Origin of the sequence: Vibrio sp. 10N.247.310.23, from assembly GCF_041467155.1 — a bacterium.
Taxonomy (GTDB): Bacteria; Pseudomonadota; Gammaproteobacteria; order Enterobacterales; family Vibrionaceae; genus Vibrio; species Vibrio crassostreae_C.
Genome location: NZ_JBFSTZ010000006.1, coordinates 20772 through 43482, shown reverse-complemented (window position 1 = coordinate 43482; position 22711 = coordinate 20772). Strand labels below are relative to the sequence as shown.

The following is a 22711-nucleotide window of genomic DNA, read 5'->3' as shown; positions in this document are numbered from 1 at the left end:
AACTTTATTGTCTAAAAATACTCTTACGGGCAAACTTTAGTGCTTACAGGCAAACTTTATTGTCTCTACACACTCTTAAACCCACTGGCCTGCTGCAAAGCCAGAGCTCCAGCACCATTGGAAGTTATATCCTCCTAACCAACCTGTTACGTCCATTACTTCACCGATGAAGTAGAGGCCAGAAACCGTCTTACATTCCATGGTTTTTGAAGATAGATGATTGGTGTCCACACCGCCTAGAGTCACTTCCGCTGTTCGGTAACCTTCCGTGCCGTTTGGTGCAATTTTCCAGTTCTCTAGATGCTCTACAATGTCATTCAGCTGCTTTTCGTTGAACTGCTTAAGCGGCTTGTCTTCCAGCTCTTTACGATCAATCAACACTTCAACAAAACGCTTCGGCAGTGCTTTCGCCAAGGTGTTTTTCAGGCTCTGATTTGGGTGCTTCTCGCGAGAGTTAGCCAGCAGTTCAGCCACATCGACTTCAGGTACTAGATTAATCGAAACCGATTGACCCGCTTTCCAGAACGAAGAAATTTGCAATACCGAAGGACCAGATAAGCCGCGGTGGGTAAACAGCAACGCTTCTTTGAATAAGGTGCCGTCTTGCGCGGTGATCTCGGCAGGAATCGCGATTCCTGAAAGCTCAGCAAAGGCTTCTTTGTCTTCTTTATGCAGAGTAAATGGCACCAAACCCGCAGTAGTCGGCATCACAGACAAACCAAACTGCTCGGCAATCTTATAGCCAAATGGCGTCGCGCCTAGTTTCGGCATCGATAAACCGCCCGTCGCCACAACCAGTGAGTCACACTCAACTTCGTCGGTATTAAGGTGCATCTTAAAGCCAGCGTCTGTTTTTTCGATGGAGTGAACATCACAACGGTAGCGCTGTTCAACTTTCGCTTGCTTACACTCTTCAAGCAACATGCTCACGATGTCTTTTGCAGTGTGGTCATTCACACAGAACAATTGGCCGTGGTCACGCTCTTCGAACTCAATACCGTACTTGCTCACCATCGAGATAAAATCCCAGTTGGTGTATTGAGATAAGGCTGACTTCACGAAGTGAGGGTTGTTACATAGGAAGTTGTTGGCTGAAACATCATAGTTAGTGAAGTTACAACGGCCGCCACCTGAGATTAAAATTTTTCTGCCTGGTTTCTTTGCATGATCAACCACCAGCACTCGTCGGCCACGTTTACCCGCTTCCGCAGCACACATTAAGCCCGCGGCGCCCGCACCAATTACGATTACATCAAACTTTTCACTCATTGGGGTTCTGCTTTCTTCACTTTTGCACCTCGAGTACGCCCTGTTCTCGAAATGCCATCAATAAAAAAGGATGTGCATAAACAGCACATCCTTACTAATTGCTCGCTATTCTAGCGGCAATTTTAAACTTTGCAATTGATGTTCAATTGTACAATTTGCAGACAGCAGCAAAACCACTACTTGGCTTAGCGAACCAACAACCGAAGCTTTACACCAAAACCTAAACTCTACTTCACACGTACTAAATAACTTAGACGATGAAAGAAGACAGCAACGTTACACCCAGCAGAGCGGAAGAAAGTATAAACAACTGTCTTACGCGATCACACTTCGACATAAACACTTCGTCGTGATGATGGTGGTACTCTTTGCTTTTGATGTAACTAAACAAGCGAACCTGCTTGGTCATATTGCCATGAGTTGTGAAGAATCCACCTCCGTCTACTTGTTGATAAAGTAGAGGATGTGCTTCTCGCATTATATAAATGAGTGTTCTTAGCGCAGTAAAATATCGCGCCCAGTTCACGCAAGTCACAACCATTAGTGCAAATAGAATAGTGTCGCCGCTGATCATCCTTTCCTCCCTACATCTTCATAAGAAAACTCAAAAGAAAAAGATAATCAGTGTCTTTCCCGTACTACCTAAACGGCAGGAGCTTCCATAATTGAAGATGAACCATCTTTTGCCAATTGCGCTAGGTCTTTATCAATAAAGAACAGTGCTTTACCGTCTTCACCAACAAGCTCTAGCTTATCCAATACACCTTTAAACAACTTCTCTTCTTCGTGTTGCTCTGCAACGTACCATTGCAGGAAGTTAAAGGTTGAGTAATCTTGTGTGCTGAAAGCAACGTGAGCCAGTTTGTTGATCTTTTGAGTAATCATTTGCTCATGTTCATAAGTTTCACGGAACACAGCACCAAGGCTATCAAATTCATGTTTTGGCGCTTCAATCGCACCTAGAATTGGCATTGCACCTGTTTCACTTACGTAAGTGAAAAGACGCTGCATATGTTCCATTTCTTCTACTGCATGAACACGCAGAAACTCTGCTGCACCTTCAAATCCTTTGTCTTCACACCAAGCACTCATTTGTAAGTATAGATTGGATGAGAAAAATTCTAGGTTAATTTGATCATTCAGTTGCTCAACCATAGTTTTTGACAGCATTTAAGACTCCTAATTACATCCTCAATTTTCTCTACTATATCACTATTTAATGAATATCTCGCAGGCCATTAGTTAACCAATATTTCGAGCTGTCATTACGCAAGACAGTGGATATGAGATCACTTCAGCAAAAAAAGCCATCGCATAGTGCTAATCTTAAATCAGACAATGAATAAAGGAGGTAGCGATATGAGTTACAAACATATTTTGGTCGCGGTCGATTTATCAGAAGACAGCAAATTAATTGTGGATAAAGCGGTAGCATTGGCTAAGCCATTGGAAGCCAAAGTCTCTTTTATCCATATCGATATTAACTACGCAGAGCTGTATACCGGCCTGATTGATATCAACATGGCAGAAACCCAACATAACGCGATGGAAGCATCTCGAGTTCAGCTGCAAAATTTTGCTGAGCATGCTCAATACCCAATCACCCATACCTTAGTGGGCAGTGGCGATTTGAGTCATGAGCTGTGTGACACCATCAACGAGTTCAATGTTGATTTGGTGGTTTGTGGTCACCATCAAGACTTCTGGAGCAAGCTACTTTCTTCAACACGACAACTGATCAACGCCTCTCCGGTTGATATGCTGGTCGTGCCTCTAAGAGATTCAGAAGACTAATGAATTAAGGTTAGGTAACATACGGCTCATATCTTATTAACGAAGTTTTACTATGAGCTATTTAGCTGGTGTTACCCTCCTATGGGCCTTCTCCTTTAGCCTGATCGGCGTTTACCTTGCTGGTCAGGTTGATGCTTGGTTCTCTGTACTGATGCGTGTTGCCCTTGCCGGTATCGTGTTTCTTCCTTTCCTTAAGTTCCGTGGCGTCTCGCGTAAGCTGATCGCTAAATTGATGGCCATTGGTGGCATCCAGCTTGGCTTAATGTACTGCTTCTACTATCAGTCTTTCTTGCTGCTATCCGTTCCTGAAGTCCTTTTGTTTACCGTTTTTACCCCAATTTACGTCACGCTTATTTATGACTTCCTCAAAGGGCAATTCTCTCCGTGGTACTTAGTGACTGCGGCAATTGCGGTATTGGGCGCGGTATTCATTAAATTTGCGGGCATCAATGAGAACTTTTTAGTTGGCTTCCTCGTCGTGCAAGGCGCGAACCTGTGCTTTGCTATCGGTCAGGTGAGTTACAAGGTGGTGATGGAGAAGGAATCGACTGAATTACCTCAGCGAACCGTATTTGGTTACTTCTACTTGGGGGCGTTATGCGTCGCTTCCGTTGCTTTCATGCTACTGGGCAATCCAGAGAAGCTGCCAACCACCACTCTTCAATGGGGAATCCTGATCTACCTTGGCTTGATTGCTTCGGGGCTGGGTTACTTTATGTGGAATAAAGGCGCGTGCATGGTCAATGCTGGCGCACTGGCTGTGATGAACAATGTCTTAGTTCCAGCTGGCCTTGTGGTGAACATCCTGATTTGGAACAGAGATGTCGATTTGGTTCGATTGTCTATTGGTGGTGCCGTTATCTTGTTCTCTTTGTTCGTCAATGAGACGTGGGTGAAGAAGCGTGTTGCGAGAGATGCTAACAATGCCTAGTGCGTTAAGCTAACAAGCTGTATTTAACTAATAAGCTGTATTTAACTAATAAGCTTTGTTTGACTAGCAAGATTCTTATTTAAAATAATACCCAGAAAGCAAAAGAGCGACCGTAGGTCGCTCTTTTTAAATCATCTGTGTAGCAATAAGCTCTTCGAATTAACTTCAGTGGATGTGATTGTGGCTCACCACCTGAGTCTTACTTTCAGTGAAGGCAACGTCATCAAGTTGTAGGTTGATGCGTTCCAGGTCACTTTCCAGTTTTTGGCTTTTCTTAAACAGCTTTTGCTGCTTCTTAATCATCTTCGCGAGCTTTTTGTTGTACTTCTCTTGTTTCTTCGCCGCTTTCTTCGCTTGTTTGAGTTCAGCTTTCTCATCGCCGCTCGCCTTCCCCATCAGTTTTTTCAGCTTGGCTTTTTTCAACGCGACTTTATCCGCTTTTTCTACGATAGCAGGATCAAAGATTTGTACCGTTGGCTCAACGCTGTCCATTACCTCGATAAGAGAAACTTCTGGAGTTGGCAATGTTTCAGCAAGTAGACCACACGCGACTTTTTCTTCAGCGGGTTTATTCTGACAATCAATCGGTGGGATGGCTGTTGGTTTGCATAGATTCGCTTGATCCGACGATGAGCGCGCACAAGAGCGGCACACGAACTTTGGTTCAGTGACCAAGCTGTGGATTTCTCCCAAGTGTTCGGTGATATCTCGACGGTTTAACTTACAAAAGCGTTTAGCCATGCTACAACTCCAGCTAAGAATAATAATGATTCTTAGTTAGATATACATCCGTAACGCGACTATCGCAAGTGTTAAATAGTGATTTATCGTATTTATGACGGGAAACTTTCTTAGCGTGTCTCTAAGTTATTGATGTCTTAACTAGGTCATTGATGCTTTCACATAGACATCAAAACGGTTCTTTTTGGTTTCGATCGCCATGCTCGGCTTTTGCTCATCTAACCATGCTGCGTAATCCGGCCTTTTGACCACAACTCGCTTAGATGCGAGTTTAAGGGCTGGTTGCAATAAAGCATCAGCATCCATATCGGCACCCACCAATGATTGGAATACACGCATCTCTTTCTTAACCAACGCCGATTTCTTCTTGTTCTCAGGATGCGGGTACATTGGGTCTAGGTACACCACATCAGGCTGTTCGAAGTTTGGATCGTTGCTGAGTTTATCTAACGCATCGTGACTTGAAGCGTGAATCAACTTCATACGTTCAGTTACCCAACCACCGATGTCAGGGTCTTGCTGAGCTCGCTGCAAGCCATCATCAAGCAGTGCTGCCACAACAGGGTGACGCTCGACCATTTGCACCTTACAACCTAGAGAAGCCAACACAAACGCATCGCGCCCTAAGCCTGCAGTACCATCAAGAATAGTTGGCGTTGCGCCTTTGTTTAAACCAGCTGCTTTGGCAATCGCCTGACCTTTACCACCGCCAAACTTACGTCGGTGACCAACTGCCCCTCCGACTAAATCAACAAAGATAGCGCCAAGCTTCGGTTCATCGACTTTACGTAACTCAAGTCGCTCGCTAGTCAATACCAAAGCGAAATCGCTGTTTTCATCATGAGATAAATTCCAACGGGTCGCTAAGTCATTTAGATGATCGATTTGGGTAGCATCTTCGCAAATCAGTTGTAGTTGCAAGGTCGTCTCCAACAGACAGTAGTATTCAAAACAAAAGAGGCAACCAGTTTACCTGATTGCCTCAACAATACATATTAGCGGTGCAAACTATTAGTAGCTCTGAAAGCTATTAGCACTACAAACGATTAGCACTGCTAGTGCTAAAGAATACTCATCGTGCAGCTTGGTTCAGTTAATCCAAGAACTCTAACGTTCGCTCTTTTTGTAACTCTTCAACGAGCTCAGCAAGTGGTTTAGGTCGGCCTATGATGTAACCCTGTGCGTAGTTCACACCAAGTTCGATCAGCTTGTCGATTATCTGGGTATTTTCAACAAACTCAGCCACCGTGTGTTTACCCATCTGCTTAGCTAAATCATTGATCGAGCGAACCATCACATGGTCCATCTCGTTGACAGCAATATCACGCACAAACAAGCCATCGATCTTCACGATGTCGACCGGCAGTTTCTTTAAGTAACCAAACGACGATAATCCAGAGCCAAAGTCATCCAGTGCAATCATACAGCCAAGCTCTTTGATTCCAGTAAAGAACTTGATCGCCTGCTTCATGTTACTCATCGCAGCCGTTTCGGTGATCTCTAAACAAATCTTATGGCAAGGCACTGACGAGTTAGCCAAGCTTTCAATCAAGAACTCTACAAACTCCCGATTACCCATCGAGTGGCCAGAAAGGTTGATAGAGCACATTCCAAGTTCATCAATCACCTTTGGTCGATGTTCCAACCAAGCGAGCGTTTGACTGACAACTCGGCGGTCAATCAAATGCGCTATGTTATAGCGCTCTGAGGCTGGCATGAAAATCCCCGGGGAGATGTATTCACCTTGGATATTCTTGATACGAACCAAGATTTCGAAGTGCATTTTCTCGCTGTTTTTATCTAGGCCAAGAATGCGCTGAGCAAACAACTCTAAGCGATCATTAGCTAAAGCCTCATGCACTAGATTGACGCATTCCATCTCTAGGTGACGACGACGCAGGTCTTCATCATCTTGATGGTAAAGGTTGTAACGGTTACGCCCTTCCTCTTTAGCAGCATGGCAAGCAGCATCAGCCTGAGCGTGTACCATCTGTGGTGAGGCCGCAGTATGGTCAATCAATCGGATACCAATGGAGCTGGTAAGATTAAGGCGAATATCACCCCACAAGAATGGGTTCTCACTCATCGTCGAGATAATACTGCGACACACATTCACCGCATCTCGCTCAGTACAGTCTTTCATTAATACTGCAAATTCGTCACCACCCATTCGCGCTAACACGGCATTGTATGGCAGAACCTCTTCCAGCAGCTTGGCACTAAACATGATTGCGGCATCTCCCGCTTCATGCCCCGCTGTATCGTTCAAGACCTTGAGTTGGTCTAAATCCAAGAACAGCATAGCGTGAGTTCGCATGTGGCTCTCAACCTCTTTGAGCGCCTTTTGCAGCTCTTGCTCAAAGTGGTTACGGTTAAACGTGTCCGTCAGCAAGTCATAACGAGCTTGATATTCTAGCTTTTCAGACAACTCACGAGTTTCGGTAATGTCTTCTCCAACAATCAACAGCTGATCAGACTCAACCAGCGGGCGAATATTTTCACGAATCCAGATGGTGCTGCCATTAGCATGGCGATATTCAATATCACGACGCCATACGCCACGAATCTTATGCTGTGGTTGCAATAAAATATGACGCGGGATCATTGAGTTTTCATCGACATAGAACTCTCTAGGACGATGACCTAATAGCTGGTCTAGCGGGTAACCTAGTAACTGCTCAGCAAACTGATTGACTTGTTGAATGCGATTATTGCCATCGAGCGTAATCATCATCACGGGTTGTTTGTCGTAATACAGCTTGAGATTCGCTTCACGCTGAAACAACTTATTCTCCGCGAGCTTACCCGAGGTAACATCACGAGCTTCAAATAAGAACTGAACATCATCCTCTTCACTGCCCGGCATAGGCTTTAAAGAGATCTCCAACACCATCGCACCACGATCACGACACCACACCTCAGCTTCAAATCGCAAAATCTGATGTTCATCGCTCGAGATAAAGTATTCCTTCAGTTCTTGCCTTGCTGAGTCTTCCCAGTGTTGGTGGCTTTGAAGAGGTGTTCCCAATTTATAGCCTTGGTTATAAAGCAGCTCATGTAACTTACTGTTACTCGACAGCAATACACCGCCCTTATCAATGATCCCCATGAACTGCAGGCTTTGGTCGAATATCGACTCCAATAACAGTTGGCTTTGTCGGCTGGTACGCTCACTTTTCTTAAGGCGATTGAGGTAATACACCAAGGTTGCGATGACACACGACATAACCAAAAACAGCAAACCTATGGTGCGAATTTCATCTCGGTAGCGAACTAAAAATGACTTAGGTTTGTTGAGAAAAGTCACCGCCGCTTCATTCTCTGCGCCCAAATCCCATCGTGATATTTGTTGGTAATCGAGTTTGATTTCTGGCGCGCCAGCAACCACTTGGGGCAGCGGTTTATCCGGATTAGCGAGCACATTCAGTAGCACTCGCCCAGTGTCTCGTCCTTGCGTTTCTCCACTGTGGATCACGCCACCAATCGCACCAAACCCAAGCCCTAAATCATGCACGATATACAATGGCATCTGAGTTTTTTTGTTGAGCTGACGCCAGTCTTCTTTGCTACTGACACGACCATTGATGTCGCGGTAGTAGGCCCAGAACAACAAGCTTTTGGTTAGATCAGCGCGTTGCGCGAACGTCATCAGTTCTTGATAAGAATCAGGCGTATATTGCTCCACCATCCCAGAAAACTCAGGGCGTTTTTGTAGAAATAAATCCACTTGAGCGCGAATAGCTTCACCCGTTACCGAGTGATCGGTAACCACGTAAACTTTTTTAACCGTCGATTGAAGTCGATTGATCAGCTCAATATTGCTCGCCATATCAATATCTTCAGTGATACCGGTTGCGTGCAAGCCTTCAATCATTTGCGGAGAAAAATTGTTGATGCCACCAAAAATAACGGGCGTGCCATTGAGTTCGGGCGCTAAGCGTTTCATCAGATTGAGGGCGTTATTATCACTGACGACTACAGCGGCAAACTCTTCATGCGACAGCTTAGTGCGGTATAGCTGATAAATTCGCTCTAAGTATTCAGCGTTTTGAGTTCGCTTGGTATCAAGATAAACAACCCGGTAAGATAACCCATCGCGATCGAGCTCATCAGATAGTCCTTTATGGAAATCATCTGTCCAGAAAAAGCCTTGATGATAAGAGTGAATAACCAACACATCTTTTGCCTGAGCTGAAGCAAAAACACTCCAACACATCACAATAAAAAATAACGAAAATCGCACTGAATTCACCCTAACCCTATAGTTACTGCTAATATTATCACCCTTGGCTATGATGTGTACTCAAGCCGGTATGTTTTTCATTCAACCTAAGGATTATGCATGTCCACAACCACAGCTCGTCTAGATGATCTAGACCGTGCCATTCTCAAAACCTTGATGGAAGATGCACGAACTCCTTACGCTGAAATGGCAAAGCAGTTCGATGTCAGCCCTGCGACGATTCACGTTCGCATCGAAAAGATGAGATCGGCAGACATTATCGAGCGAACGGAAGTTGTGGTAAACACCAAAAAACTGGGTTACGACGTGTGTTGCTTTATTGGCATCAACCTTAATGCTGCCAAAGATTACCACTCGGCGATCGCTAAGCTGAATGCCTTAGACGAAGTGGTTGAGGCGTACTACACCACTGGTGCTTACAATATCTTTGTAAAGCTGATGTGTAAGTCGATAGAAGAGCTGCAGTTTGTATTGATCGATAAGCTGCAAGCGATCGATGAAGTTCAGTCGACAGAGACACTGATTTCATTGCAGAACCCTATCAACCGCAATGTGAATCCATAACATTGATTCGCCTTGCTTGGCATAACGCACAGACAAAAAAAGAGCCTCTAACTAGAGGCTCTTTTCGCAATAAACTAGATAGTTACCGTGATTATGCGTTGATTCCCGCGTGGCGCAGCATTGCGTCGATTTGTGGCTCACGACCACGGAAGCGTTTGAACAGCTCCATTGGCTCTTCACTGCCACCCATTTCAAGGATGTTGTTCAGGAAGCGATTACCCGTTTCAGTGTTGAAGATACCCTCTTCTTCAAATGCTGAGAACGCATCTGCCGATAGCACTTCTGCCCACAGGTAGCTGTAGTAGCCCGCGCTGTAACCACCAGCAAAGATGTGACCAAAGCTGTGTGAGAAACGGTTCCAATCTAGGCTTGGCAGTACCGACACCTTAGACTTAACATCCGCTAGCGTTTCTAGTACGCGAGCACCCACTTCAGGGTCGTATTCTGTGTGTAGCGTGAAATCGAACAAACCAAGCTCTAGCTGACGCAGGATAAACATCGCAGATTGGAAGTTCTTCGCCGCTAGCATCTTCTCTAGCATCTCTTTTGGTAGCGCTTCACCCGTTTCGAAGTGACCAGAGATGAACGACAGCGCTTCTTCTTCCCAACACCAGTTTTCTAGGAACTGACTTGGTAGCTCAACCGCATCCCAAGGCACACCATTGATACCCGCAACTGCGCCCGCTTCTACTTGCGTTAGCATGTGGTGGATACCGTGGCCGAATTCGTGGAACAAGGTCACCACTTCATCGTGAGTAAACAGTGCTGGCTTATCACCAACTGGCTTATTGAAGTTACACGTTAGGTAAGCAACCGGGGTCTGTAGCTCGCCAGATTCGGTAATGCGACGACCACGACAGTCATCCATCCAAGCGCCACCACGTTTGTGTTCACGTGCGTATAGATCTAGGTAGAAGCTACCACGCAGTGTTCCAGTCGCATCAAAGATATCAAAGAAACGCACTGACTCATGCCAAGTGTCTACGCCTTGACGCTCTGTTACCGACATACCAAACACGCGGTTCAGTACCTCAAACAGACCTGAAACCACATTAGATTCTGGGAAGTAAGGACGAAGCTCTTCATCAGAGATCTCGAACAGTTTCTGTTTTTGTTTCTCACTGTAGTAAGCGATGTCCCACAGGTTTAGCTCAGAGACACCAAATTCTTTCTCAGCAAACTGGCGTAGCTCTTCAACTTCTCGCTCACCTTGCGGTTTGGCTTTTACTGCTAGGTCGTTTAGGAAGCCAAGCACTTGGTCTGGCGTTTCTGCCATCTTAGTCGACAGTGATTTTTCGCTGTAAGTACTGAAACCAAGCATGCGCGCGATCTCGTGGCGCAGCTTAAGTTGCTCGGTGATGATCTCAGTGTTGTCCCACTTACCTGCGTTTGGACCGCGATCTGAAGCGCGCGTTACGTACGCTTCATAAAGCTCTTTACGCAGTTCTTGGTTATCACAGTAGGTCATCACAGGTAGGTATGATGGGATATCTAAAGTCAGTAGGTAGCCTTCTTGCTCTTTAGACTCAGCCGCCGCTTGAGCTGCCGCCAGTGCTGATTCAGGCATACCTGCCAGCACAGCTACGTCTGTGATCTGCTTGCTCCAACCCATGGTTGCATCAAGCACGTTATTTGAGAATTGAGAGCCTAACTCAGACTGGCGCTTGCTGATCTCGCCGTAACGATGCTGTTCATCTGCAGGTAAGCCAATGCCCGACAATTCAAAGTCGCGCAGTGCGTCGGTAATAGTTTTTTGTTGAGCTCGGTTCAGTGCAGAGAATGCTTCACTCGCCTTGATCGCTTTATACGCTTCGAACAAGCCTTTGTGTTGGCCAACCCAAGTGCCGTATTCAGATAGCACAGGTAAGCAGCTCTCATACGCTTCACGCAGTTCGTCACTGTTCACGACAGAGTTCATATGGCTTACAGGTGACCAAATGCGACCTAAACGATCATCCACTTCTTCAATTGGAGCAACTAGGTTGTCCCAGCTTGGTGAAGTATTACCTTCAAGTACTTGTTCTATCTTGTTGCGACACGCTTCAATCACTTGCTCAACTGCAGGCTTTACGTGCTCTGGCTTGATCTGTGAAAACGGAGGTAAGTCCGTGAAGGTTAATAGCGGATTAGACATATAAACATTCCTTTGGCTTTAGAGACTTTCGTCTTTTTTGTAATGAGGTCGTCTTACAGTCATCAGGCTAAAGTTCGCCCTAAAAAATCACCTGCGAATAGTTATTAAATAGTGCCCAACAAGGCAAATTTCAATAGTAGAACCAATAACTAACTGCAGATAGCTGACGACTGTCCCTGAATTGTTCGAGAATTTATGGTCCATTGAGGGTTATAATAGTCTGATTAACCCCACCTACACTAACCACACTCTAATTCGAGAGTGTTACGAGAGTTTAATTTGTTAAGTTATCGCCACAGCTTCCACGCAGGTAACCATGCCGACGTAGTAAAGCATATCGTACAGAGCCTTATTCTTAATTCTTTGAAACAAAAGGATAAGCCTTTTGTTTATCATGACACTCACTCTGGTGTAGGTCGTTACGACTTAACGCATGAATGGTCTGAAAAAACCGGTGAATACAAGCAAGGTATTGCTCGTGTGTGGGAGCAAACAGACCTTCCTGAAGACATTCAAAGCTACCTTGAGTCTATTTCCATTCTCAATAATGGCGAGAAACTGCGTTACTACCCGGGTTCTCCACGTGTTGCACGTGCACACCTGCGTGACCAAGACCGCATGGTACTGACTGAGCTTCACCCAGCCGATCACCCGCTGCTTGAGCAAGAGTTCCACCGTGATCGTCAGGTATCTATCTACAAAGAAGATGGTTTTAAGCGCTTAAAGGGCAGCCTGCCACCAAAAGAACGTCGTGGTTTAGTACTGATCGACCCGCCTTACGAGCTGGCAAAAGAGTACCGTGATGTCGTGACTGCAATCGCTCAAAGCCACAAGCGCTGGGCAACCGGTATCTACGCAATTTGGTACCCGGTAGTAAATCGCTGTGATATCGAAGATATGATCGAAGGTCTCGAAGGCTTAGGCATCAACAAGATTCTACAAATCGAACTTGGCGTATCACCAGACACCAACGAGCGTGGCATGACGGCATCAGGCATGATCGTGATTAACCCGCCTTGGAAGCTAGAAAGCCAAATGAAAGAGATTCTTCCATTCTTGAAGGAAGCAATTGCGCCAGCGACCGGTCACTTCAAAGTAGAGTGGATCGTACCCGAGTAATCTCGAGTCCACATCATAGACTGAAGAATCTTCAACAGACTGTGATGTGGACGAATAAATTTTAAACAGGGAGATTGAGTTCAACCGATCTGCCCTCAATATAATAATTAGACAATTTAAGAATCTATAGGACGTAGGTATCCAGTGCTCTCACTGTGACTACAACCTTCAATAAATGGAGAAAGTAATGGCGACTCATTTTGATTACATCTGTATCGGTGGCGGTTCAGGCGGCATCGCATCGGCTAACCGCGCAGCTATGCACGGTGCAAAAGTTGCACTTATCGAAGCTCAAGACCTTGGTGGTACTTGTGTAAACGTTGGTTGTGTTCCTAAAAAGGTAATGTGGCACGGCGCTCAAGTCGCTGAAGCAATCAACCTATACTCTGAGGACTACGGCTTCGACGTTGAAGTAAAAAGCTTTAACTGGAGCAAGCTGATTGAAAACCGCCAAGCGTACATTGGTCGTATCCACCAATCTTACGACCGCGTACTAGGTAACAACAAAGTAAACGTAATCAAAGGCTTTGCTAAGTTCGTTGATGAAAAGACAGTTGAAGTGAACGGTGAACACTACACAGCAGATCACATCCTGATCGCGGTAGGTGGTCGTCCAACAATTCCAAACATCCCAGGTGCAGAATACGGCATCGACTCAAATGGCTTCTTCGACCTAATGGAGCAACCAAAACGCGTTGCGGTTATCGGTGCTGGCTACATCGCAGTTGAGATCGCAGGTGTACTAAGCGCACTAGGCACAGAAACACACTTGTTCTGTCGTAAAGAATCTCCACTACGTAGCTTCGATCCAATGATCATCGAAACGCTAGTAGAAGTAATGGAAGCAGAAGGTCCAACACTTCACACGCACTCAGTGCCTAAAGAAGTGGTCAAAGAAGCGGATGGCACACTGACTCTACACCTAGAGAACGGCAACACTCAAAACGTTGACCACCTAATCTGGGCTATCGGTCGCCATCCAGCAACTGACGCTATCAACCTAGCATCAACTGGCGTTGAGACGAACGATCGTGGTTACATCAAGGTAGACGAGTTCCAAGCAACTAATGTTCCTGGTATCTACTGTGTTGGCGACATCATGGAAGGCGGCATCGAGCTAACACCTGTTGCTGTTAAAGCCGGTCGTCAGCTTTCTGAGCGTCTATTTAACGGTCAAACTAACGCGAAAATGGACTACAACCTAGTTCCTACTGTTGTATTCAGCCACCCACCTATCGGCACGATTGGTCTAACGACTCAAGAAGCTGAAGAGAAGTACGGCAAAGACAACATCAAGGTTTACACATCTGGCTTCACTGCGATGTACACAGCAGTAACCAAGCACCGTCAACCTTGTAAGATGAAGCTAGTATGTGCTGGCGAAGAAGAGACTGTCGTTGGCCTACACGGCATCGGTTTCACGGTTGATGAGATGATTCAAGGCTTCGGCGTTGCAATGAAGATGGGCGCAACCAAAGCAGACTTCGACTCTGTTGTGGCGATTCACCCAACGGGCAGCGAAGAATTTGTTACCATGACAGGTTAGTGTAGGAAAAGTATCTTACACACATAAATAAATCTGGAAAATAATTAACCACTGACTGTACTGTATGTATGGTCAGTGGTTTTCTAGGTAAATTTATGTATCTCATACAATCAAGCAATGTCTATAAACAGACAGAACTATCAATCAGTGACAACACCTACCAGTGCTCTCCTGTTAAGGGGAATATTGGCAGCCTCCCAACTCTCTTCAATGGTGATGGTTCATTCAACCATGAAGCTAATAGCTACCTCTTTTACCAAAAAGCGGTTAAGGATGCTAAAGACCTTAGTCCCTGCTCTCAAGCTCTTTATGCCTATTATCATTTCCTTGAAGATGAGAACTTAGCATGGGATACATTTCCTCCCGTCAAGAGGCTAAAACCAACTTATCTTTTTCGCTCTCACCTGTTAAAACAAATCAAGAACGGTGTATTAGCGCACAGTACAGCAAGCGTGCGAATGAATCAGATTGTTAACTACTACAAGTGGTTAATGCATGATGGTTACTTGAAAATCAAGAACGAGAAAGAGGCTCCTTTTAAGATGGAGTTTGTATCCGTTCAAAGCACAGGGATGCTAGCACACATATCACCAAATTTTACCGTTGAAACGAGTGACTTGAGAATAAAAGTACCCAAGGATGCAAGCAGTAGGAATATTCGACCTTTATCCCCATTCACTCAAGAGTCACTAAGCATTCTGACACAGCATCTTCCTAGCACATCCGAAGAATTACGTTTGCAGGTGTTAATTTCTATTGATACAGGAATGCGGATCCAAGAGGTAGCAACGCTCTCCCTGAATGCCCTTGATACCGCAACATCACTGGCTGAAAGTGAGCATCGTTACGAGATAGTTTTATCACCTCAATCGACAGGTGTTCAGACTAAATACTTAAAGCAAAGGCGTGTTGAAATCTCATCAGAGCTATTAAACACACTGAATGAATACCGCACCTCTGAACGTAGAATCAAACGGGCAATCAAACTCAATGCCAAGCTAGAATCTTTACCTGAAGATGCGCCTGCACTAAAGCAAGATGCCATTGAAAGATTTGAACTATGTGCGCGTCATGAGCCTCTTTTTGTGAGTGAACAAGGCAACCCTTTGACAGCTAAATCTATTGAAGCACGGTGGACGGAATTTAGAACGTCCATTAAGAAAACCTACCCTTCCTTTACCCACCGCTTCCACGACCTACGGTCAACATACGGTACATACCGATTAAATGACTTGCTTGAGGTTGGTCTATCTCCAATGGAGTGTATGGAGCTATTGATGGGATGGATGGGGCATCGAAATGAATCAACCACTTGGAAATATCTGCGCTACTTGAAACGAAAAGAGGCATTTAAGGTGAAATTCGGCATTCTAGACACCATTATGCACGAAGCGTTAGGAGGTAACGGTGAGTAACATTTCCTATCTACATGGCTGGAACCCTGAGCTTTCAATTCAACTAAAAACCAGCGACAACATCAAGGTCGATTTTAACCGTTTCTTAGTTAAGCATTTTCCTTCTACAGAGGCACTACAGAAAGGTGGTCAGTTTGAGTATGCTGATCGTGAGGGTTTTGTGCGTCAAATAAAAGCTCGATTTGATGACTTTATAGAAGAGGATAAAAGCCACAGCACACTATATGGAACCTTTTCTGTATGCTCTCGATATCTTCGCTGGTGTGATGAGAATGATGCAGAAGCTTTTACGCAGGTTTCACTTGAAGGCTATTTTGATTCGCTATATAGAAAGGTGCTTCTCGGGAGTATAAAACATAGCAACTACAAGCTTACACACTCAAAGATGAAGCGCCTTTTTATCGATTACTTGTTTTTGCCAGAGCACTACTTTAACCACATCACCATAACATACGACAGTGATAAGGAATCATTTGAAGCCTACACTCGTAATGACTTAAATCAATTACTGCCTTTTTTACGCAGCCTATTTAAGCAAACCTACCAGCAGTTTATCGAAAACCCTAAGAAACACATTAACGCGTATAAAAGCGTGACTACAATGACCTTTAATTGGAAAGGAAAAAACTATGCACTGTTTGGTGCTACCAACAAAATGATGTGTGCAGGCACATTTCTGCTTTCGTATTACACCTATGCCAATACTAGTGACTTGTTCCAACTAAAACAGCCTACTAACGCCTCAACATCACTCGGTGAAACATGGTACACCATGCCCGCATTTAAGCGCAGAGCATTCAAAACCATTCAAGTAGAAATGGGAGCACATGAGCTAGAAATACCTAAGTACGCCATGAGTTTTTTTGATAATTTACTCACGGCTTCACGCCTAATCTCAAGTGACGCAAACGCCACACTACTTCAAGCGGTAGCCTCGAAGAAAACAAAACCAATGGCAAGTAGCAACCTTGCCGCTTTCCTTAAATTATGGTTTGAAAAACATTTCACATTTACTGACGAAACTGGACGCAGATTGCGGCCTGTTATTAGTCGATTTCGTGAAACGGGTGCACAAATTACGGCCTATCACCAAGGCGATATGATGAACGATATCATGTTAAATAATACACCCAACACAAGGAAGAAGAGTTACAGTGAAGGAAATAAAGCCGCTAACAATGGAATGATGCAAGATGCGATGTCTTTGCGAATGGAAGAAATTAAACAAGGCGTTAGCAAAAAAGAGGCGCAAGCTAACTTAGGTATTGATGTGCTGGTTATTGAAGAAGAGCACAAGATTCACCTTCCCAACTTGAGTCGCACACCCAATGGTGGAAGTTGCTCTTCTCCTTTTGGTGGTAAATCAGAAAAATATACGAGAAAAGCCATCAAACACGGTCTACTTACTGAAGGTGAAAAGCTGGCTTGTGCTGACTTACTGGCATGCTTTGGATGCCCTAACCAAGTGATTATTCAAGCACTATCTGATATTTGGTGCCTGCTCAGTTTTAGAGCATGTATCGAAGAGTCGCTTTACCTCCACCTTGATGCGAGCCATTACCGACAAAATTTTGAGGATATTGTGACATTTATCGATGTAAAAATTCTCCCCTACATCAATAAAACACTGCTTAAGCAAGCAGAAGAAAAACTGAATGACGAAGGGTGTCACCCTCTTTGGGATGAAGCCGTTTCCATCCTTGGTCTTATTCCCACTCAAGCATAGGAGTTATCACAATGAAAACCGAACACTTGTATGGTGTGGATTTTCCTGTTGAGCATAAAGTTCAAGGGGTGGACATTGTTAAGCTCTACCATGAACAACAGTTTGATGAGCTGGATAAGGTGATTGTCTGCAAAGATAAGAATGGCAATGTAACCGCAACCTTTGGTCAAAACAACTGGGATTGCTTTGCGTTCTCACGCAAAAAAAGGAAAAACAACCTCAATTTTTCGCAACTAGATGATGCACCCGAGTTACAACGAGAACTAAAACTATTCACTTTTGGCTGGTTGTTTAATCTATCTATTAAAGGCAAGAAACCATTAAAATTCTCAAGCGTAGAAGCCCGATTAAGCAAGCTAAAGGGAGTGTACCTATTTTTGCTGCAAGAAAATCTTAACTCACTTAATGCACTTTCATCGCCGCGGGTACAGCAGAAATTCAACAATTATTTGATAAGTATTAGCTATTCACAGAATCATCTTGAGAAAGTTTTTAATGCTATTAATGCAACTATAGACAATGCCGGTTGGCACAAGGTGGTGCTCGGTATCAACCCAATCAAATCCAACAAAGAAGCAAGACTATTAAGTAGCAGAGAAAATCAACAAACTTTAGTGATTCCTGAGCGTTTATGTCACGCAATTTATGGTAAGGCAATAACACTAATTGAAGAAGCTCTGCCCCACGCACAGCTCATCGCTGATACTGAGAATGCACTGCAATACAATTATTTAGAAGGTAAAAGAATTGTAGAAAGCAGAATTGAAACAGGTAGTGTTTATACATTTATAAAGGCTGACAAAAGCATTGATAGACATAGATTCGCCAGTGTAATAACTGACAACCAACCTCACAGACCCAATGAGCTAATTGCCAAATTAGCAGATAAACTCCCTAATATACCACTTAAAAATGCCAGTGAGTTTAAGCTATATCTAGGACAAATTATCACTGCAAGCTATATTGTTTGTGGTGGATTCAGCGGTATGCGTGAGTCTGAACTAGATAAATTGACTCCAAGTAGTTACTACCAAGACTCACTAAGCGGTAGAGTCCACCACATGCTTCAATCTCATACATTTAAGCTGGGTGAGAAAAGAGAAACGTGGGTCACGGCAGCAATATCGAAAACGGCTATTGATTTGATGTCGATATTGACAGAAAAATGGCGTAATGATGCTAAATACCCAGAAGAAAAGTACTCAAACTCGTTATGGGTAAATCAATCACATCGCTCACAACCACCAAAATTCACAACGCAATGGAACTTACGCCTAAAACGTTTTTGCAAGCAGTTCTCTTTTATCGTGACTAAAGAAGACTATCAAGAATGCTTAGAGTCCAATCCTCGCTCACTGCAAAAGGTAGAAAAAATGGTAGTCATTGGCCAACCCTGGCAATTGACCACTCATCAATTTCGACGCACTTTGGCATTTTACTGCATTAAAAACCGTTTAAGCACACTAGTTGCACTCAAACAGCAATTCAAACACCTCTATCTATCGATGACGGAGTGGTACACCAATGGTGGAAAACTGGCTAGCCTTCGAGACTTGACGGTGGATGAAAAAATACAACAAGCGCTTGATGGGATTAATGCGGAAATGACAACCAATAAAATCTTTAAGCAGTGGCACTCTGATGAAACTTTATCAGGCTCTCACGGTAGGGCAATCATGAAGATGCGAGGCGATGTGCCGACCATCTATAGCTCGTGGGATGTTATTTACAAAGCAGTAAGGGAAGGAAAACTAACCCTTCACGGTTCACTGCATAGCTATTGTAAAAGTGGATACGATTGCGATATGGATGGTGTGATCACCCCACAGTTCTGCGTAGATTGCAATTCTGGCAGCAGTATCATTGACGAACAACAAGCTAAGTGGTGGCAGAAAAAGCACCATAGTTTAACGAGTTATATGACATCTGGAGAGGATATTTCGGTTAGTGAGCGCAGCCATTACATCACGCAAGTTCGAGCTGCTGAGAAGGTCATGGCTGACTTTGATATGCCCTTTACCCCTTTTGAACCTGATTTGAAGGTAGCTAACTTATGAGCAAGAGCAAAAACACACTATTGGCATTAGAAGCGGCTCTAGATCGCATTAAACAGGGTAAGCCTAAACGTATTCCTGCTCACCGCAAGCTTAGTGTACGGGCTGTTGAGGAAGAAGCAAACTTAGGTAATGGCAGTGGCTATTACTACCCTGATTTTGTTGAGAAGGTTAAACAGACCAAAGCTGAAATTGCGACAGACAAAGGTAAAGTCGTTCAGCCAGAGATTCAGACAGTACGTGCAAAGTTGAATGAGCAGAAGCGTATCAAGGAAAACTTTAAGGCTAAGTATGAGGCTGAGAGGGAGAAGTTAGCCCTGTTCGCAGCTGCGCAGCACCATTTGAATGACAGGTTAGTTCAAGCTCTGGCACGTGTTGATGAACTGGAGTATGAGAATGCTGAGCTTCGGGAGCAGCTTGCCAAGCTAAAAAGAAGTACGGTAGTGTCAATTAAGTAGTACTACCGTTACCACCCCTCTGAGGTTTGCTTAATGAGGATTACTTTGTAACTAAACCTAGAACAAAGAGTCAATAAGAATCAAGGTCTTACCTTTGCACTTTTACTTACTACTTTAGTACTAGCATGTATCATATGTTTGCACAGCGCTCACACAACTTAAACAAAGTTGTTAAATTGATTTTTTTTACTATTGTTAACGTGTTACTTTCAGATTGAACATTGCAATAATTTAATTGAAAGCATGGATAGCTTGTGTATAATTTGCGCGAATATTTCAAGGTGGAATACAATGAACGTTGTTGATTTAGCAGTACCTGAAACCCGTTCTATCGGAAAACTAACCAGTCGTGTGTCAACCTCAAAAAACGCTACAGTAACTTCTATTCATCAAAAGAAAAAGATGATCGCTTTCGAAAATGCAAAGAAAAACTTAAAGAAAGCTGCAAGTAAACTTGATTGGTAGGGTTTTAATACCTGATACTATGCCCCTATATGCATTCTATAGGGACATTCAATGTCAGCGCAAACAGTTACAAACTTACACCCTTCTCAATCTATTTCAGCTGCTAACAGCAGTTATGAAAACTCTCTAGAAGCAATACGATCACGCCACTCCCAAGAACTTGTAATAGGTCTATGCGGTGCTGTTGGAGCTGGCATTAAGCGACTCAAAAATTCTGTAATTAAAGAGCTTAAATCTGCTAATTATCATGTAGAACATATCAGATTAAGTGACCTGATTGCGGCTACACAACCTGACCCAGAATCCATTCTTAATCTAGTCGGTTTTTCCCGTTACAATACATTACAAGATCTTGGAGATAAGTTAAGAAAGGATTATTCAAACACTACCGTTGCAGAAATGGGAATTCGAAGAATTCATCTTATACGCAATGCAATGTTTGGTGATGGCAGCGATAGTGGGAAAGCAGTAAAAGTCACCAAGAAAGTAGCCTATGTTATTGACCAGATTAAACACCATGACGAAGTGGCTTTATTCCAAGAAGTTTATAGGAAAAACTTCTATCTAATTGGACTTTTGAGAACAAAAGACCAAAGACTGCAGAATCTTAAAGAAGAAGGCATTACAGATAGTTCAGAAGCAATGCAGCTGATAGAAAGAGACCGAAACAGTAATGATAAATTTGGTCAACATGTCGAAAAAGCTATTCAGATGTCAGACTATTTTATTAGAAACCTCGATGATGCTACGGAGCTTGGTGCATCAATTAGAAGATTCATTAATCTCATTCATGGAGTCGGTAACTTTACACCTACTCGGGACGAAAAAGGGATCTACTCAGCACACTCTGCATCTTTAGCTTCAGCTTGCCTATCTCGACAAGTAGGAGCTGCAATCATGGACGACAAAGGCAAAATCATTGCAACAGGATGTAATGATGTTCCTCAATTTGGAGGGGGTCTATATGATGTTGAAAGCAAAAAGGATCTACGTTGCTATAACAAAGCTGGGTGTCAAAACGATAAGCACAAGTTACAGCTGAAGGGTCAAATCAGACAAATTTTATCTGAAGAGGGCATTGCTGATCCAGATAAAGTCGCAGACAAAATCTTCAATAACTCAAAAGCAAAGTCACTAATCGAATATTCTAGAGCTATACATGCTGAAATGGATGCAATTATATCTCTAGCTCGTAACAGTGGCTCTAGTACACTGGAAAAGACTTTATATTGTACGACTTTCCCTTGTCATAACTGTGCTAGACATATTGTTGCAGCGGGTATTACGAGTGTCGTATACATTGAACCGTATGAAAAAAGTTTAGCTCTCGATTTACACAGTGACGCTATATCACAAGAAGATAACTCCAACGATGAAAAACTCGTACTAAAGAACTTTGAAGGTGTATCTCCGAACAGGTATGCAGAATTCTTTGTTTATAAAAAGGACCGTAAAAATAATCAAGGGGAAGTTATTAGTTACGAGTTGCCAACTTCAAACCAGGTTGAGCCTCATCAGCTAGATTGTTACGTAGACTATGAAGTAAAAGTCGCTGATTATGCTAACCAATCTGTCGGAGAGGATCTTTACTCAACATCCGATAGCGAATAGTGAGGTATCAGTAGACTATTGTTCAGACATTAAAAATGTATACAGCAGTTTGATTTACGATCTCTAGGGTGAAAATTCTGTAAAATGATATACTAAAACTCAATTTTTAGGAAAAGTAGTGCATTTTTTCTGCTTTTCTGGAAAAGGCACGTAAGCCTTATCACACAAACCTTTCCAGATTTATTGCTGAGACCACCTGTGTAGGTATTGCGTTACGATGAGATAATCAACGTCTTAGTTGAGCTCTCTTTAGAAGCAGGCCTTGTGCCTGCTTTTTTTATGCCCGCTTTGAACCTTGGTTCTCGATTCGACGTAACACAAATATCCACCTATCTAGATCAGCAATGGAGTTTGTGATGAATCTACTAATCGAATCATTTGAAGGCGGGATTTACTTGGCTTACCAAATCGTTGGCGAGCAAAAGCAATTAATTAAAGATGACCACCAGCATCCTATGAAGTTTTTGAGTGTAAACCAAGCACGCGATCATTTTAGTGACCAAGGCGTAGCATCAGCAATGCTGGTTCATAACAGCGCCTACGACGAGATGTGCGGTGAGCATTGTGGTAGCACACAGCCTTTCGAGATTGATTTGAAGTGGAGTTAAATCAACCTCAAATCAATCGCGATAAAAATTGAA

19 protein-coding genes are annotated in these 22711 nt (G+C 43.6%); 12 read left to right on the top strand and 7 right to left on the bottom strand.

Annotation, left to right across the window (positions count from 1 at the left end; genetic code table 11):
- Positions 1–75: 75 nt before the first annotated feature.
- The 3 genes from AB6D93_RS06185 to ftnA form a co-directional block, all read right to left on the bottom strand.
- On the bottom strand, positions 76–1269 hold the full coding sequence (locus tag AB6D93_RS06185; protein WP_017060150.1) for an NAD(P)/FAD-dependent oxidoreductase: 1194 nt from the start codon (positions 1267–1269) through the stop codon (positions 76–78).
- A gap of 250 nt (positions 1270–1519) precedes the next feature.
- The gene (gene uspB / locus AB6D93_RS06180; RefSeq protein ID WP_004735557.1) at positions 1520–1843 is read right to left on the bottom strand and encodes a universal stress protein UspB; all 324 of its coding nucleotides are present in this window, start codon (positions 1841–1843) and stop codon (positions 1520–1522) included.
- A gap of 68 nt (positions 1844–1911) precedes the next feature.
- Positions 1912–2439, bottom strand: coding sequence for a non-heme ferritin (ftnA, locus tag AB6D93_RS06175; RefSeq protein ID WP_004735556.1), 528 nt, complete (start codon positions 2437–2439; stop codon positions 1912–1914).
- A 189-nt stretch (positions 2440–2628) separates the two neighbouring features.
- Here ftnA and uspA point away from each other — a divergent pair, with 189 nt between their 5' ends.
- Complete coding sequence (gene uspA, locus AB6D93_RS06170) at positions 2629–3063, top strand: universal stress protein UspA (RefSeq protein ID WP_004735555.1); 435 nt, start codon at positions 2629–2631, stop codon at positions 3061–3063.
- 52 nt (positions 3064–3115) lie between these two features.
- Positions 3116–3994 (top strand): carboxylate/amino acid/amine transporter, encoded by an 879-nt coding sequence (locus AB6D93_RS06165; protein WP_102332584.1) that lies wholly within the window; start codon positions 3116–3118, stop codon positions 3992–3994.
- Between the two features lie 165 nt (positions 3995–4159).
- Here the strand turns inward: AB6D93_RS06165 and AB6D93_RS06160 are convergent, their stop codons facing one another.
- From AB6D93_RS06160 to AB6D93_RS06150, 3 genes are all read right to left on the bottom strand, one after another.
- The gene (locus AB6D93_RS06160; protein WP_102332583.1) at positions 4160–4735 is read right to left on the bottom strand and encodes a hypothetical protein; all 576 of its coding nucleotides are present in this window, start codon (positions 4733–4735) and stop codon (positions 4160–4162) included.
- A gap of 141 nt (positions 4736–4876) precedes the next feature.
- A complete protein-coding gene (locus AB6D93_RS06155) occupies positions 4877–5656 on the bottom strand; it encodes a class I SAM-dependent methyltransferase (RefSeq protein ID WP_004735552.1) in 780 nt (259 codons plus the stop codon).
- 172 nt (positions 5657–5828) lie between these two features.
- Entirely contained in the window at positions 5829–8951 is a 3123-nt protein-coding gene (locus AB6D93_RS06150) for an EAL domain-containing protein (RefSeq protein WP_102332582.1), read from the bottom strand.
- Between the two features lie 126 nt (positions 8952–9077).
- Here AB6D93_RS06150 and asnC point away from each other — a divergent pair, with 126 nt between their 5' ends.
- Positions 9078–9542: a transcriptional regulator AsnC gene (gene asnC / locus AB6D93_RS06145; RefSeq protein ID WP_008218581.1), complete on the top strand. Its 465-nt coding sequence runs from the start codon at positions 9078–9080 to the stop codon at positions 9540–9542.
- Between the two features lie 91 nt (positions 9543–9633).
- On the opposite strand, the gene prlC is transcribed toward asnC, so the two are convergent.
- Complete coding sequence (gene prlC, locus AB6D93_RS06140; protein ID WP_102332581.1) at positions 9634–11676, bottom strand: oligopeptidase A; 2043 nt, start codon at positions 11674–11676, stop codon at positions 9634–9636.
- 279 nt (positions 11677–11955) lie between these two features.
- Here prlC and AB6D93_RS06135 point away from each other — a divergent pair, with 279 nt between their 5' ends.
- From AB6D93_RS06135 to AB6D93_RS06095, 9 genes are all read left to right on the top strand, one after another.
- A complete protein-coding gene (locus tag AB6D93_RS06135; RefSeq protein ID WP_017060143.1) occupies positions 11956–12795 on the top strand; it encodes a 23S rRNA (adenine(2030)-N(6))-methyltransferase RlmJ in 840 nt (279 codons plus the stop codon).
- A 187-nt stretch (positions 12796–12982) separates the two neighbouring features.
- A complete protein-coding gene (gene gorA, locus AB6D93_RS06130) occupies positions 12983–14341 on the top strand; it encodes a glutathione-disulfide reductase (RefSeq protein ID WP_102332580.1) in 1359 nt (452 codons plus the stop codon).
- A 95-nt stretch (positions 14342–14436) separates the two neighbouring features.
- Positions 14437–15756 (top strand): tyrosine-type recombinase/integrase, encoded by a 1320-nt coding sequence (locus AB6D93_RS06125; protein WP_102332579.1) that lies wholly within the window; start codon positions 14437–14439, stop codon positions 15754–15756.
- Entirely contained in the window at positions 15749–17482 is a 1734-nt protein-coding gene (locus tag AB6D93_RS06120; RefSeq protein ID WP_102332578.1) for a hypothetical protein, read from the top strand. The genes AB6D93_RS06125 and AB6D93_RS06120 overlap by 8 nt, the downstream gene beginning before the upstream one ends.
- A gap of 11 nt (positions 17483–17493) precedes the next feature.
- The gene (locus tag AB6D93_RS06115) at positions 17494–19539 is read left to right on the top strand and encodes a hypothetical protein (RefSeq protein WP_102332577.1); all 2046 of its coding nucleotides are present in this window, start codon (positions 17494–17496) and stop codon (positions 19537–19539) included.
- Entirely contained in the window at positions 19536–19994 is a 459-nt protein-coding gene (locus AB6D93_RS06110; protein WP_102332576.1) for a hypothetical protein, read from the top strand. Before AB6D93_RS06115 ends, AB6D93_RS06110 begins: the two co-directional genes overlap by 4 nt.
- A 291-nt stretch (positions 19995–20285) precedes the next feature.
- Positions 20286–20459, top strand: coding sequence for a hypothetical protein (locus AB6D93_RS06105; protein ID WP_157938408.1), 174 nt, complete (start codon positions 20286–20288; stop codon positions 20457–20459).
- A gap of 51 nt (positions 20460–20510) precedes the next feature.
- Positions 20511–22070 (top strand): anti-phage dCTP deaminase, encoded by a 1560-nt coding sequence (locus tag AB6D93_RS06100; protein ID WP_102332575.1) that lies wholly within the window; start codon positions 20511–20513, stop codon positions 22068–22070.
- Positions 22071–22426: 356 nt separating this feature from the next.
- The gene (locus AB6D93_RS06095) at positions 22427–22678 is read left to right on the top strand and encodes a DUF6482 family protein (RefSeq protein ID WP_102332574.1); all 252 of its coding nucleotides are present in this window, start codon (positions 22427–22429) and stop codon (positions 22676–22678) included.
- The last annotated feature ends 33 nt before the right edge of the window (positions 22679–22711 follow it).

Excerpts from the sequence above, each read along its gene's own strand:
- AB6D93_RS06185 (WP_017060150.1), bottom strand. The coding sequence starts at position 1,269 with ATGAGTGAAAAGTTTGATGTAATCGTAATTGGTGCGGGCGCCGCGGGC.
- uspB (WP_004735557.1), bottom strand. The coding sequence starts at position 1,843 with ATGATCAGCGGCGACACTATTCTATTTGCACTAATGGTTGTGACTTGC.
- ftnA (WP_004735556.1), bottom strand. The coding sequence starts at position 2,439 with ATGCTGTCAAAAACTATGGTTGAGCAACTGAATGATCAAATTAACCTA.
- uspA (WP_004735555.1), top strand. The coding sequence starts at position 2,629 with ATGAGTTACAAACATATTTTGGTCGCGGTCGATTTATCAGAAGACAGC.
- AB6D93_RS06165 (WP_102332584.1), top strand. The coding sequence starts at position 3,116 with ATGAGCTATTTAGCTGGTGTTACCCTCCTATGGGCCTTCTCCTTTAGC.
- AB6D93_RS06160 (WP_102332583.1), bottom strand. The coding sequence starts at position 4,735 with ATGGCTAAACGCTTTTGTAAGTTAAACCGTCGAGATATCACCGAACAC.
- AB6D93_RS06150 (WP_102332582.1), bottom strand. The coding sequence starts at position 8,951 with ATGTGTTGGAGTGTTTTTGCTTCAGCTCAGGCAAAAGATGTGTTGGTT.
- asnC (WP_008218581.1), top strand. The coding sequence starts at position 9,078 with ATGTCCACAACCACAGCTCGTCTAGATGATCTAGACCGTGCCATTCTC.
- prlC (WP_102332581.1), bottom strand. The coding sequence starts at position 11,676 with ATGTCTAATCCGCTATTAACCTTCACGGACTTACCTCCGTTTTCACAG.
- gorA (WP_102332580.1), top strand. The coding sequence starts at position 12,983 with ATGGCGACTCATTTTGATTACATCTGTATCGGTGGCGGTTCAGGCGGC.
- AB6D93_RS06125 (WP_102332579.1), top strand. The coding sequence starts at position 14,437 with ATGTATCTCATACAATCAAGCAATGTCTATAAACAGACAGAACTATCA.
- AB6D93_RS06115 (WP_102332577.1), top strand. The coding sequence starts at position 17,494 with ATGAAAACCGAACACTTGTATGGTGTGGATTTTCCTGTTGAGCATAAA.
- AB6D93_RS06110 (WP_102332576.1), top strand. The coding sequence starts at position 19,536 with ATGAGCAAGAGCAAAAACACACTATTGGCATTAGAAGCGGCTCTAGAT.
- AB6D93_RS06105 (WP_157938408.1), top strand. The coding sequence starts at position 20,286 with ATGAACGTTGTTGATTTAGCAGTACCTGAAACCCGTTCTATCGGAAAA.
- AB6D93_RS06100 (WP_102332575.1), top strand. The coding sequence starts at position 20,511 with ATGTCAGCGCAAACAGTTACAAACTTACACCCTTCTCAATCTATTTCA.
- AB6D93_RS06095 (WP_102332574.1), top strand. The coding sequence starts at position 22,427 with ATGAATCTACTAATCGAATCATTTGAAGGCGGGATTTACTTGGCTTAC.